Source organism: Maribacter litoralis (assembly GCF_003075045.1).
Classification (GTDB): Bacteria; Bacteroidota; Bacteroidia; order Flavobacteriales; family Flavobacteriaceae; genus Maribacter; species Maribacter litoralis.
In genome coordinates, this window is the sequence record NZ_QCZD01000001.1 from 1,021,276 (window position 1) to 1,034,403 (window position 13,128).

The 13,128-nt window shown below is 37.7% G+C and carries 13 protein-coding genes; 8 read left to right on the forward strand and 5 right to left on the reverse strand.

From position 1 onward, the window contains the following. Positions 1-16: 16 nt before the first annotated feature. Genes DCS95_RS04650 through DCS95_RS04685 form a run of 8 tightly spaced genes read left to right on the forward strand, consistent with a single transcriptional unit; the run spans position 17 to position 7,481 of the window. Positions 17-1,339: an L-fuconate dehydratase gene (locus DCS95_RS04650; protein WP_116769645.1), complete on the forward strand. Its 1,323-nt coding sequence runs from the start codon at positions 17-19 to the stop codon at positions 1,337-1,339. An 11-nt stretch (positions 1,340-1,350) separates the two neighbouring features. Next, positions 1,351-2,124: an SDR family NAD(P)-dependent oxidoreductase gene (locus DCS95_RS04655; protein ID WP_116769646.1), complete on the forward strand. Its 774-nt coding sequence runs from the start codon at positions 1,351-1,353 to the stop codon at positions 2,122-2,124. A gap of 9 nt (positions 2,125-2,133) precedes the next feature. Beyond that, the gene (locus tag DCS95_RS04660; RefSeq protein WP_116769647.1) at positions 2,134-2,991 is read left to right on the forward strand and encodes a fumarylacetoacetate hydrolase family protein; all 858 of its coding nucleotides are present in this window, start codon (positions 2,134-2,136) and stop codon (positions 2,989-2,991) included. Continuing rightward, positions 2,988-3,818 (forward strand): amidohydrolase family protein, encoded by an 831-nt coding sequence (locus DCS95_RS04665; protein WP_116769648.1) that lies wholly within the window; start codon positions 2,988-2,990, stop codon positions 3,816-3,818. Before DCS95_RS04660 ends, DCS95_RS04665 begins: the two co-directional genes overlap by 4 nt. 29 nt (positions 3,819-3,847) lie before the next feature. Next, positions 3,848-4,627: an L-fucose dehydrogenase gene (locus DCS95_RS04670; protein WP_116769649.1), complete on the forward strand. Its 780-nt coding sequence runs from the start codon at positions 3,848-3,850 to the stop codon at positions 4,625-4,627. Positions 4,628-4,673: 46 nt separating this feature from the next. Beyond that, positions 4,674-5,981, forward strand: a complete 1,308-nt coding sequence (gene fucP / locus DCS95_RS04675; RefSeq protein WP_116769650.1) for an L-fucose:H+ symporter permease — start codon at positions 4,674-4,676, stop codon at positions 5,979-5,981. A gap of 1 nt (position 5,982) precedes the next feature. Next, a complete protein-coding gene (locus DCS95_RS04680) occupies positions 5,983-6,318 on the forward strand; it encodes an L-rhamnose mutarotase (RefSeq protein ID WP_116769651.1) in 336 nt (111 codons plus the stop codon). After that, complete coding sequence (locus DCS95_RS04685) at positions 6,315-7,481, forward strand: alpha-hydroxy acid oxidase (protein ID WP_116769652.1); 1,167 nt, start codon at positions 6,315-6,317, stop codon at positions 7,479-7,481. Before DCS95_RS04680 ends, DCS95_RS04685 begins: the two co-directional genes overlap by 4 nt. Before the next feature lie 84 nt (positions 7,482-7,565). Here DCS95_RS04685 and DCS95_RS04690 read toward each other — a convergent pair whose 3' ends face one another. The 5 genes from DCS95_RS04690 to DCS95_RS04710 form a co-directional block, all read right to left on the reverse strand. Next, a complete protein-coding gene (locus DCS95_RS04690) occupies positions 7,566-8,774 on the reverse strand; it encodes a DUF4861 domain-containing protein (protein ID WP_244178378.1) in 1,209 nt (402 codons plus the stop codon). Further along, positions 8,764-9,558 (reverse strand): gluconate 5-dehydrogenase, encoded by a 795-nt coding sequence (locus DCS95_RS04695; protein WP_116769653.1) that lies wholly within the window; start codon positions 9,556-9,558, stop codon positions 8,764-8,766. Before DCS95_RS04695 ends, DCS95_RS04690 begins: the two co-directional genes overlap by 11 nt. 4 nt (positions 9,559-9,562) lie before the next feature. Further along, positions 9,563-10,402, reverse strand: coding sequence for a 5-dehydro-4-deoxy-D-glucuronate isomerase (gene kduI / locus DCS95_RS04700; protein ID WP_116769654.1), 840 nt, complete (start codon positions 10,400-10,402; stop codon positions 9,563-9,565). Positions 10,403-10,417: 15 nt separating this feature from the next. After that, positions 10,418-11,167, reverse strand: a complete 750-nt coding sequence (locus DCS95_RS04705) for a DUF6250 domain-containing protein (RefSeq protein ID WP_116769655.1) — start codon at positions 11,165-11,167, stop codon at positions 10,418-10,420. 133 nt (positions 11,168-11,300) lie between these two features. Next, entirely contained in the window at positions 11,301-13,082 is a 1,782-nt protein-coding gene (locus DCS95_RS04710; RefSeq protein ID WP_116769656.1) for an arylsulfatase, read from the reverse strand. Positions 13,083-13,128: the final 46 nt, after the last annotated feature.

The window sequence follows — 13,128 nt, forward strand, 5'->3', positions numbered from 1 at the left end:
GAATAAAACAAAATCAATGTCAAATTCAATTATAATTACTGACGTCATCTCAAGGGATATTCGTTTCCCTACCAGCAAGTCTTTAGATGGTTCCGATGCTATGAATCCCGATCCAGATTATAGCGCCGCTTACGTAATATTAAAAACAAATTCACCAGAAGGTCATGAAGGTCACGGATTAACTTTTACTATAGGTAGAGGTAATGAACTTTGTACCCAAGCCATAAAATCTCTCGCGCATTTGGTAGTAGGTAAATCTTTAGAAAGCTTTACTTCTAATATGGGTGATTTTTGGAAAATGATTACAGGCGACAGTCAGTTGCGATGGTTAGGTCCTGAGAAAGGAGTTATTCACCTTGCTACCGGCGCCGTGGTCAATGCCGTTTGGGATTTATATGCGAAAGTAGAGAAGAAACCTTTATGGAAATTATTGGCAGATATGTCACCTGCCGAGTTAATTTCATGTATTGATTTCACATATATTACAGACGCTATCACCCCTACCGAAGCCTTGGAGCTTTTGCAGCAAAAAGAGACCAGCAAGCAGGAAAGAATTGATCATTTAAAGGATAAAGGGTATCCTGCCTACACCACGTCTGCCGGTTGGCTAGGATATTCTGATGATAAAATGCGACGTCTATGCAAAGAAGCTAAGGCAAGTGGCTTTAAGCATATGAAAATAAAGGTTGGTTCTGACCTACATGACGATATGAGGCGTGCCGCGATTATTCGTGAAGAAATTGGCGACGATTTAAAACTTATGATGGATGCCAACCAAAAATGGGATGTTGATGAAGCTATTACCAATATGGAATCGCTTAAAAAATTCAACCCATGGTGGATTGAAGAGCCAACGAGTCCCGATGATATTTTGGGACATGCAAAAATTGCCAAAGCTGTTAAACCTATTGAGGTTGCAACTGGTGAACATTGCCAAAACAGGGTTATCTTTAAACAACTAATGCAAGCAGGTGCCATCGGTATTTGCCAAATTGATAGTTGTAGGGTTGGTGGCGTAAATGAAATATTGGCTATTTTATTAATGGCAGCTAAATTCAACATTCCCGTATGTCCGCATGCCGGTGGTGTTGGGCTATGCGAATATGTTCAGCATCTATCCATGATAGATTATATAGCTATTAGCGGTTCAATGGAAAATAGGATCATAGAATTCGTAGATCATTTACATGAACATTTTTACGAGCCTGTTGTCATTAAAGACGGAGCATATATGCCTCCAAAATTACCAGGATATAGCATTACCATGAAAGAAGACTCATTGGACACCTATACTTTTCCTGACGGGGTATTTTGGAAAGAAGAATTAAAGAACAAATAAACTACTAAAACATGAAGTTTAACCTTAAAGGTAAAAACGTAATTATAACCGGTGGTGGTAGCGGTATTGGTCAAGCTATCTCAACCACATTTGCTGCACAAGGTGCCAATGTTCATATTTTAGAATTGAACATAGAACATGCAGAGAGCACGGTAAATCTTATCAAAGAACAAGGTGGAGTTGCTACAGCATACCATTGTAATGTTGTAGACCAAAAGCAGGTTATAAGTGTTGTGGATGAAATCACTGCTAAAAAGGACATTCATATACTCATTAATAATGCCGGCATTGCCCACATAGGTAATATTGAAAAGACTGCCGAAGATGATTTGGATCGTGTTTATAATGTCAATGTTAAAGGTCCTTATAACTGCATGTATGCGCTTATTTCCAAGATGAAAAAAAATGGTGGTGTCATAATTAATATGGCATCGATAGCTTCTAACGTGGGTATAAATGATCGTTTTGCATATTCAATGAGTAAGGGTGCTATTCTTACCATGACGTATTCCATTGCCAAAGATTATATTAAAGATGGTATACGTTGCAATTGTATTTCACCGGCTAGAATTCACACTCCTTTTGTTGACGGGTTTATAAAAGCAAATTACCCGGGACAGGAGGAAGAAATGTTCAAAAATCTGTCTGCCACACAACCAATTGGCAGAATGGGTAAACCCCAAGAAGTTGCTGACCTAGCTCTTTACCTTTGTTCAGACGAAGCTTCTTTTATTACTGGAACGGATTTCCCTATTGACGGGGGATTCATAAAACTTAACGGATAAAATAAAAAAATGAAACTAATACGATTTGGATCACCCGAAAATGAGAAACCAGGAGTAATTCTTGAAAATGGCGATTGGATAGATACTTCAGGTTTTGGTGAAGATTATGATGAGCTTTTTTTTGAGTACGACGGTTTAGCACGACTTACATCTTGGGTTGATGAAAAAGCTAATGATTTACCTATAATAGATAAGAGTACAAGATTAGGACCTCCTATAAAAAAGCCTTCTAAAATTGTTTGTGTTGGATTAAACTATGCAAAACATGCAGCGGAGAGTGGTATGCAAGTACCTACAGAGCCTGTTCTGTTCTTTAAAGCGACTTCTGCTATCGTAGGACCCAATGATGATGTTATCATCCCAAAAAACAGTAAAAAGACCGATTGGGAAGTTGAGTTGGCTGTTGTAATCGGCAAAAAAGCTAGCTATGTTGAAGAAGCCGATGCGATGGACTATGTTGCTGGCTATACCCTACATAACGATTATAGTGAAAGGGAGTTTCAATTAGAAAAACAAGGGCAATGGGTAAAAGGTAAAAGTTGCGACACTTTTGCTCCTATAGGTCCGTTTTTAGCGACCAAAGAAGAAGTTAGCAATCCGCATGACCTAGACCTATGGCTAAAGGTAAATGGTGAACTTTTACAGAATAGCAATACCGAAGATTTGGTATTCAACATACCGGAGTTAGTAAGTTACATTAGTCAATATATGACGTTGTTACCTGGTGATATTATCTCTACAGGAACACCATTTGGAGTAGGTTTAGGGTTTAATCCTCCTAGGTATTTAAATCCTGGTGATGTGGTTGAATTGGGTATTGAAAAATTAGGTAGTTCTAAACAAGTTGCCAAGGCATACACAAAATGATCATTGACAGTCATCAACATTTTTGGAAGTACGATCCAGTTAGAGATAGCTGGATCGATAGCACTATGAAAATCATACAACGTGATTTTTTACCTAGAGATTTAAAACCAATACTTATTGAAAACCATGTTGATGGTTGTATTGCCGTACAAGCTGATCAGTCTGAATACGAGACTGCCTTCTTATTAGACTTGGCTGCAAAAAACAATTTTATAAAAGGTGTAGTTGGCTGGGTAGACTTATGTGATAGTAATGTACAAAAACGCTTGGAACAATTTGCCCAAAACAAGCTTTTTAAAGGTGTACGCCATATTCTACAAACAGAAAAAGAAGATTTTATTTTAGACCGAGCATTTATCAACGGAATTCAAAGACTAGCTCCGTTAAATCTAACGTATGATCTTTTGGTTTTACCGCATCAATTAGAAAATACTACGATACTAGTTTCTAAATTTTCAAATCAAAAGTTCGTTTTAGATCATATTGCCAAACCACCTATTAAATCCGCAGGAATTAAAAATTGGAAATTGGGAATTGAAAAACTTGCCAAATGCCCCAATGTATATTGCAAACTTTCAGGATTAGTAACAGAAGCTGATTTGAGCTCTTGGAAACAAGAGGATTTTACGCCTTATATAGATATCGTTTTTGAGGCTTTTGGTACAGACCGTATACTATTTGGATCAGACTGGCCTGTTTGTTTATTGGCTGGTAGCTATGCTAAAACAAAGAAAATAGTTACATCTTATATCAAGCAATTATCCGATACGGAACAAGCAAAAGTAATGGGGTTGAATGCTATGGATTTTTACGGAATAAGCGCTTAATTTATTAACAACATTAAAACATACCAACGATGGATTTAAAACTGAAAAATAAAATTATAATAGTATCTGGAGGTTCATCTGGAATTGGTAGAGGTATAAGTATCAGTCTGGCAAAAGAAGGTGCAATACCTTATATTCTAGGTAGAAATAAAGCGAATATCGTCTCTGTAATTTCTGAAATAGAAAAAGAAGGCGGACAAGCAGGTTACGCTTTTGCCGAACTAACGGACCCACAAAAATGCAAAGAGGCTGTTGACAGTTGTATAGCACGCTTTGGAAGAATTGACGGCTTGGTAAATAATGCCGGTGTAAACGATTCTGTAGGTTTGGAAGATGGAAACCATGATGATTTTATGCGTTCTATTTCTAGAAACCTCACGCATTACTACATGATGGCGCATTATGCGCTTCCTGAACTTAAAAAGAATAAAGGTGCTATTGTGAATATCGGTTCCAAAACATCGGTTACCGGTCAAGGTGGAACTTCTGGCTATGCTGCTGCCAATGGTGGCAGAAATGCACTTACCAGAGAGTGGGCGGTTGAACTACTACCCTATTCTATTCGTGTTAATGCAGTTATTGTAGCAGAGTGTTATACACCATTATATGACCGTTGGATAAAATCATTCCCAAACCCAGAGGAACGACTTGATAAAATTACCAAAAACATTCCTTTAGAAAATAGAATGACCACTGCAGAAGAAATTGCCGATATGGTCGCTTTCTTATTATCTGAAAAATCTAGCCACACCACCGGTCAGCTCATATTCGTAGACGGCGGTTATAGTCATTTAGATCGTGCACTATAGCACACTTAAGACCTCTTAAATCAACTAACAACAAAACTCACCACCAATGTCAAAGACCGATAAAACACCTATAGTATCAAGAAAAACCTTGTTACCTTTTATTTTAATTACTTCTTTATTTGCGCTTTGGGGCTTTGCCAATGCGGTTACCGACCCTATGGTACAAGCCTTTAAAAAAGTGTTGGAACTCTCTAATTCTCAAGCGGCATGGGTACAAATGGCCTTTTATGGCGGTTATTTTTGTATGGCATTACCGGCAGCTTTGTTCGTTAGAAAATATTCTTATAAAGTAGGTGTGCTAATTGGCTTGGCACTGTACGCAGTGGGGGCGTTATTATTCTACCCGGCAGCTATCACTGAGCAATTTTGGTTCTTTTGCCTAGGGCTTTATATCTTAACCTTCGGACTCGCTTTTTTAGAAACTACTGCCAATCCGTATATACTGGCAATGGGCGACGCTAAAACGGCCACGCAACGATTGAATTTGGCACAAGCCTTTAATCCTATCGGTCTGTTATTAGGACTTTTGGTTGCGCAGCAGTTTGTTCTTAAAAATTTACAATCAGATGATATAGAAAATTACAGTGCTTTATCCGAAGCGAAAAAATCACTGATCAGAACATCAGACTTAATGGTAATCAGAGATCCCTATGTTGTTTTAGGATTGGTTATTTTGGCTATTTTGGTATTGATCGCCGTTAGCAAAATGCCGCAATCTAAAGGTGATGGGGCTATACCTAGCTTAAGCCATACCTTTAATTCGTTGAAAAAAAATAGAAAATATGTTTTTGGTGTGGTATCACAAATATTCTATGTTGGTGCGCAAATCATGTGCTGGACATATATTTACCAATACGCAGAGGCTATTGGTATGGATAGTGAAACTGCTGCCAATTATCAAATTGTAGCCTTCATATTGTTTCTGGTCGGTAGGGTTATTGGAACGTATCTTTTAAGATTTATATCTTCTGGAAAGCTTTTGTTATTGTACGCCTGTGCCGCCATTATCGCCTCTTTAGGCACCATGTTCTTAATAGGATCAATAGGACTTTATTGCCTTGTTGCCCTATCATTATGCATGTCTGTAATGTTCCCGACTATTTATGGTATTGCATTGGAGAATTTGGAAGAAGAAGAATCAAAAATTGGTGCAGCAGGTCTGGTTATGGCCATTGTTGGTGGCGCCTTAATGCCCGGGCTGCAAGGAAAAATTATTGATATAGGCGGATTTGGAGTGAATGACACCCAAATATTAGGGTTATCTGAAGTTAACTTTTCCTTTATATTACCATTGATGTGTTTTGTAGTCATTGCTTTTTATGGTCTAATGACCAATAAACATTACGAGAATTAACATGGAAAACCAAAAACATTGTTTCGCCTTAGATTTAAAGAACGATAAGGCACTGATCAACGAATATATCGAGCATCATAAAAATGTGTGGCCAGAAATTATTGAAAGTATAAAAGGTTCTCACATAGAAAATTTAGATATTTATCTCGTAGAAAACAGGCTTTTTATGATTATGGAAACCAACCCATTATTCTCTTTTGACAAAAAGCAACAAGCTGATGAAAACAATGCCAAGGTGCAGGAATGGGAAACCTTAATGTGGAAATATCAACAAGCTATACCAAACTCAAAACCAGGAGAAAAATGGCGATTAATGAACAAAATATTTGAATTATGAGTAAAGCCAAAATTGCCATCAACAACAATTACCCTTCAGTTACCGATTTAAGAAATAAGGCCAAGAAAAAAATCCCAAAATTCGCTTTCGAATATTTGGATGGTGGCTGTAATGAAGATGTTAACCTTATAAAAAATACCAGTGATATCAGAAAGGTGGAACTGTCTCCCAGCTATTTAAGTAAGCATACCGGTTCTGATATGAAAACCGAGCTTTTTGGACATACGTACGACGCCCCTTTTGGTATAGCTCCCGTTGGTCTACAAGGGTTAATGTGGCCCAATGCTCCAGAAATCTTGGCAAAAGCGGCATTTGAACACAACGTTCCTTTTATTTTAAGTACGGTATCTACAAGTAGTATTGAAAGAATAGCTGAAATTACAGAGGGGCAAGCTTGGTTTCAATTATATCACCCTACTGAAAATAGGTTACGTGACGATATGATACAAAGAGCTGCACAAGCAGAGTGTCCTGTTCTGGTTATTTTATCCGACGTGCCCACATTTGGATTTAGACCAAGGGATATTAGAAATGGATTGGCCATGCCGCCAAAAATGAGTGTAAAGAATATTCTTCAAATTTTAGGAAAGCCAGAATGGGCAGTGAAAACCTTAATTCATGGTCAACCAAACTTTGAAACCCTAAAACCATACATGCCCAAAAACCTAGATTTAAAACAACTAGGAAAGTTCATGGACCAGACCTTTACCGGTAGATTGAACGAGGAGAAAATAAAACCTATTCGCGATATGTGGAAAGGAAAATTGGTGCTAAAAGGTGTTGCTTCTGAAATGGATGCAGAGAAAGCAATTCGTTTAGGTGTAGATGGCATTATTGTCTCGAATCACGGCGGAAGACAGTTAGATGCCGGTGAGTCTACCATCAGACCACTAACGCGCATTGCCGAAAAGTATGGCGACCAAATAAAAGTAATGATGGACAGTGGTTTACGCTCTGGCCCCGATATTGCTAGAACAATGGCTTCTGGAGCAGAATTCACCTTCTTAGGTCGTTCTTTTATGTATGGAGTGGCTGCATTGGGAAATACTGGTGGAAATCATACTATATCATTATTGAAAACTGAACTACAACAGGTTATGGAGCAAGTATGCTGTGAGAACACGACGGACTTCCCTAATCATCTCATCAAGAAAATTTATTAAAAAACGGATGATTATTTTACGTTGATAAGCACTAATACTTATTCTGTAAAATTATCATCCGCAAAATTTACTCTTCTATTTTTACTACTTCACTTTAACTTCTAAAGGAGCATTTACTTTTTTAGAGAATTGTTTCAAGTAGTTGTTCCACTCTTCTTTGGTGCTGAATTGTTTGCTTTTTTTCCAGCCAAACCCTGTATAATAAACAGCTTCACCATTTGCTACCTTTACCTGTGCATACAAATTACTTAGATCCTTGGCATCGGTAACATATTCATCATACCCTAACATAGCATTCGAAGGCACTACAATTCCTGTTCCCAATTCAGAACCAAAATAAGGCTCCCAATAACTGACCCAACCATGTTCTACCTCGGTAGATATTTCACCATCTTTCTCATGCAGTGTAAGACCAACGGATATTGTTTCTGAGCCTTCCACCTCAACCCTATATTTAGATAGGTTGCTTCCTCGATCCAGTGAAATAAATTTCTTTTCAGTTATAGTTATATCTCCTGCTTTCCAAGGTGCATAGCTAATCCAAAAACTGGTTCTTAACGGTCCGGTTTCAATGGTTTTGTAATCGGTAAAATTTCTAGAAAATTGATATGAGGTATCTACTTTAACAGCAATTCCCCCTACTCCTCTACTGGTTCCAACATGAAAATTATCGAGCCCTTCGCCATCATCTTCATGATACGATCCATCTGTTTCCAATTCCTTCTTATACCATTTATTGATAATAGGGTAATCCACTCTTTTTAACCATGCATCCATTCCGCTTGAAAGTGTGCCTCCAGGAATACTATCCTCTATCATTTTTTGTGCTACAGGACCATATGTTCTAAAAGCCACCCTATCATTTTCCCAAGCATAATCATCTGTACGCTCTGGTACAAATCTTGAATAACACGTTGGTATTTCTTCAGATGGAGCTTCGGCATCCTTTAATGTTATTGTAAAGGTTTTACTTGAATTCGCTCCTATTTCTGGCTGAAATAAAAGTACATCATGTGTACCATCTCCATCAACATCACTTAATTGTGATACCAGTTCTGCAGTACTACCAGCTTCACTAATCTTGTACGATTTTCCAGATATTAACTTTAAAGATTCGTTAGACTGCAATAGTGCCAAATCAATTTCAACGGTCTCTAAAGAACGGTCAATATCCAAACTATTTAAAACTTCTATTTCTAACGATGTATTACCCGAACACCCTGCTAAGAACAAGGTAACAATTGCCGCACAATACTTTAAATGAATCTGGTTTATCATACTATTATTTTTCATTACTTGGTTTACCAATGGTTGCTAAAATTCCACCATCAACATACAAAATATGTCCATTCACGAAATCACTTGCCTTAGACGATAAAAATACCGCCGCACCTGCCAAATCATCTGGATCGCCCCATTTTGCCGCCGGTGTTCTGTTCACAATAAATTCATTGAAGGGGTGCCCCTCTACTCGTATAGGTGCGGTTTGACTTGTGGCAAAATAACCCGGACCAATACCATTGACCTGTATATTGTGTTTAGCCCATTCTGTGGCCATATTCTGTGTCAACATCTTTAATCCACCTTTTGCAGCGGCATAAGCACCTACGGTATTTCTACCTAATTCACTCATCATAGAGCAAATATTGATGATCTTTCCCTGTTTTCTTGCAATCATGTTTTTTACCACATGTTTTGATACAATAAACGGACTCACTAAATCTACATTGACCACTTCCTTAAAGTCTTCCACTTCCATATCTTCCAATGGCGTTCTTTTAATAATGCCCGCATTATTAACAAGAATATCAATTGCGCCTACTTTAGCTTGTATATCGTTTACGGCTTTAATAACTGCTTCTTCATCTGTAACATTGAATTTGAAACCATATGCATCAATGCCCAAGGACTTGTAAAATGCTACGGCATCGTCAATTTTAGCTTGTGATGAATTTCCATTCACTATTAACTTTGCCCCAGCAAGACCTAATCCTTTTGCCATTGCCATACCTAAACCATGGGTACTGCCGGTTACAAGAGCAACTTTACCTTTTAAATTAAATAGTTCCGTAGACATAATTTTATTTTAATTCTGTTATTGCAGCAACATCCATATCACTGTAGTCTAAATTTTCACCTGCCATACCCCATATAAAGGTATAGTTCGACGTTCCTGATCCACAGTGAATAGACCATGGTGGTGAAATTACCGCTTGGTGATTGTGCATCCATATATGTCTGGTTTCCTGTGGTTGCCCCATAAAATGACACACTGCCTGCCCTTCTGGTACATCTAAATAAAAATAAACTTCCATTCTACGATCGTGAACGTGTGCTGGCATGGTGTTCCAAACACTTCCGGTTTTCAACTTGGTCATTCCCATCTGTAATTGACATGTAGTAACTACCCCGCCAATGATCATTTGGCTTACCGTTCTATGATTTGCTGTCTCCAAAGAACCCAATTCTAGTTTATTAGCTTCTTCTAAGCTTACTTTTTTCGTAGGATAGTTGGTATGTGCCGGTGCCGAATTGATATAGAATTTAGCCGGTTTTTTAGGGGCGTCACTTTTAAAAACGACTTCTTTTGCTCCCATACCAATATACAAAGCATCTTTATGTCCTAAGCTATATGTTGTACCATCTACCTCAACTGCACCCGATTCTCCTACATTAATAATACCCATTTCTCTTCTCTCCAAGAAAAACTCAGCCTTTAAAGGATCAATGGTTTCCAGTTTTAAATTAGATTGAGGCACAGCAGAACCAGCTATATAGCGATCGTAATGCGTGTAAGTTAAATTGATTTCTCCCTCTTTCATAAGGTCGTCAATTAAAAACTCATCTCTTAACGCTGTGGTGTCGTATTTTTTAACCGCCTCTGGATTAGAAGCATATCTCGTATTATAAGTTGTAGACATTTAATTATATTTTAATTATTGTTTTAATCTGTACACTTTAAAATTATCTATTGTCATGTGATTTTTCACCGTTCTAAACCCGAAATGACCTTTCATGTATGGGTCGGCATCATAAAAATCGATCATTTTTACTCCGTTTCTGTAATATTGAACCACATTATCAAAGGCAATGATTCTAATATGATAGGTTGTATTCGGTTCCAGTAAAAACTCAGATTTGGTGAAATCATGTTCTTTCAACAGTGGGCGTTCTCCATTACCTACATATCTTCTAAATCTCGTTTTACTATTATCATGCCCACCTACACCCATATAATACAGACGCAGACCATCATAGTTTGTAAACTTGCCATGTCTGCCTGTGGAATTTTTGAACAAATCATTGGGATGTTCCATATCCGTAGCCATCCAAAAACAGTTCATATCAGATACTCGGTCATTTTCACCTCCGTCAGATATGATATAAGTATCGTATTCTATCATTATGGGTCCGGATAGTTCTTTTTTAAACCAAATCGTACAGCCTGAAACATCATCAATTTCAAGCTTATTATTTCTGATTTCAGAAATACCGCCTGGCATTTGCTCAACTTTCCATGAGCTTAAATCATCATTGAAATCATCTTGATAGAGCAAGGTTGATTTTACACTTAAGGTATCATTTAATGAGACTACTTTCGATGTTTGGGCACAACCGTAATTGACCAAAAGGACCAAGAACACTATCGATACCCCATTAAAATATTTATTGTTCCGTAAACTCATGTAACTCTTATAATTTGGTTTAGCGATATAATGCAATATGGGAATTTAGCCGCCATATAAATATAACTCATCGTTCATAATTGATAAATTATGAATCACGATAAATTTAACCCCTTATAACCAGTGTATTAACCTAATCTATTTTCTCTAGGCTCACAAAATATGCTCCCAATGTTTCTTCGTTCTCTAAAGTGAACCAGGTTTGCAAATCGGCTTCCCCCTCGGTTAAATCCACCTTAAATTCAGCATATTCCTGTGTAGGATCCACCTCAATTTCACTGTCCGTACCCTGTACTTTTACTCTTGCTTTCTTGATGGGCAAAGATTTTCCGGGTTTACTGGCAGAAACACTGGTTCCTTCTTTTGCAGGTCTAATAGCTGCTTTAGCATTTAAAGCTAAATGCGTTTCTTCGGGCCATCTACGTAATTTTACAGCATAGGTACCTGGTTGGTCAACATGTATTGCCCAATACCCATTATCCATATAACCTGTTCTAATATGTCTTTGGTGCCACGGACTATCGCCTTGCGTATGCCAGTCATGACAATATAATTTCGTAGGATTTTCATTTTCATTACCCACATAAATTCTTGGTAAATCATCATACCTAGGTAGCAAATCTTGCCACCACTGATTATAAGCTTCTTTAAACTCCGCCATTTTCTCAGGATGTTTTGAGGCTATATTTTTACGTTGTTCTGGATCTGTTTCCAAATTATATAACTCGGTACTATCTACCAATCGCCATTTACCCTGCATTAAAGAAGTTCTTCGCCATGGTTCTGGGTTTTCAGTACGTTGAGAATTAGTAATAACAATTCGCTCTTTAAAATCTTCACTTTCGCCATTGATCAAAGGCAGCAAACTTTTTCCATCAAAAGATATAGCTGTATCTACTTCTAGATCGCACATTTCTACCAAGGTAGGCAATACATCAAAATGTGCCGTTAGCTCATCAATATCTTTACCAACTGTAATTCCACCATTCTTCCAATGAATAAATAAAGGAACTCGGTGCCCGCCTTCATACTTACTTGCCTTCACACCACGCATACCTGCATTATATCCTTTTTTAATAAAACCATCCAATCGATGCCCTTCCGTTCTTGCTCCTTGAGCCGTACCGTTATCTGTGGTAAAGATCAGAATGGTATTGTCCATAAGTTCTGAGGTTTCCAAATAGTCTACAAGCTTCCCTACATTCTCATCTATATTGGCGATCATGCCATAAAAAGCAGGTAAGGGAATATCCTCATTATCCTTATACAGTTCTATATATTTATCAGCTACAAAATATGGGGAATGTGCCGTATTTGTAGGCAGATAGCAAAAGAATGGTTTGTCCTTATTTTTTTCAATATGCTTAATGGCTTCATTGAACCAGATATCAGTACTATAACCTTCAAATCTTTTTAGCTCTCCATTATGCACATACATATCATCAAAATAGTCATTATCCCAATAATCCATGGTTTGCTCCATACCGCCACCACCGTGAGAAAGCACTTCATCGAAGCCATTATCTTGTGGTCTAAACGGATAGTTATCGCCTAAATGCCATTTTCCGAATATTGAGGTGGTATAGCCGTTTTCCTTAAATATTTCAGCCATAGTTGTTTCACGCTCCAACAATAAAGATCTACCGTTTATAGTATGCCATACTCCTGTTCTATTTGCATTATGACCCGTTAGCAATGCTGCCCTTGTTGGTGCACAGGTGGGGTTTACATGATAATCTGTAAACCGGGCACTTGTTGCATGCAGCTTATCTATGTTAGGCGTTTTTATATACGGATTACCCAATGCCGCTATATCTCCATACCCTTGATCATCTACCAATATTAAAATAACATTCGGCTTTGCTTCTTTCTCTGTCGTGATATCCTTCTTTTCTTCACATGAAAAAAATAGCATTGTTATAGATCCTATAAAAAATGTAAATATTCTATTCGAACGCTTA

Bases quoted from the DNA above. Each gene is read 5' to 3' on its own strand.
- fucP (WP_116769650.1), top strand. From the start codon at position 4,674: ATGTCAAAGACCGATAAAACACCTATAGTATCAAGAAAAACCTTGTTA.
- DCS95_RS04690 (WP_244178378.1), bottom strand. From the start codon at position 8,774: ATGAAAAATAATAGTATGATAAACCAGATTCATTTAAAGTATTGTGCG.
- kduI (WP_116769654.1), bottom strand. From the start codon at position 10,402: ATGTCTACAACTTATAATACGAGATATGCTTCTAATCCAGAGGCGGTT.
- DCS95_RS04705 (WP_116769655.1), bottom strand. From the start codon at position 11,167: ATGAGTTTACGGAACAATAAATATTTTAATGGGGTATCGATAGTGTTC.
- DCS95_RS04710 (WP_116769656.1), bottom strand. From the start codon at position 13,082: ATGCTATTTTTTTCATGTGAAGAAAAGAAGGATATCACGACAGAGAAA.
- DCS95_RS04670 (WP_116769649.1), top strand. From the start codon at position 3,848: ATGGATTTAAAACTGAAAAATAAAATTATAATAGTATCTGGAGGTTCA.
- DCS95_RS04680 (WP_116769651.1), top strand. From the start codon at position 5,983: ATGGAAAACCAAAAACATTGTTTCGCCTTAGATTTAAAGAACGATAAG.
- DCS95_RS04685 (WP_116769652.1), top strand. From the start codon at position 6,315: ATGAGTAAAGCCAAAATTGCCATCAACAACAATTACCCTTCAGTTACC.
- DCS95_RS04655 (WP_116769646.1), top strand. From the start codon at position 1,351: ATGAAGTTTAACCTTAAAGGTAAAAACGTAATTATAACCGGTGGTGGT.
- DCS95_RS04695 (WP_116769653.1), bottom strand. From the start codon at position 9,558: ATGTCTACGGAACTATTTAATTTAAAAGGTAAAGTTGCTCTTGTAACC.
- DCS95_RS04660 (WP_116769647.1), top strand. From the start codon at position 2,134: ATGAAACTAATACGATTTGGATCACCCGAAAATGAGAAACCAGGAGTA.
- DCS95_RS04665 (WP_116769648.1), top strand. From the start codon at position 2,988: ATGATCATTGACAGTCATCAACATTTTTGGAAGTACGATCCAGTTAGA.
- DCS95_RS04650 (WP_116769645.1), top strand. From the start codon at position 17: ATGTCAAATTCAATTATAATTACTGACGTCATCTCAAGGGATATTCGT.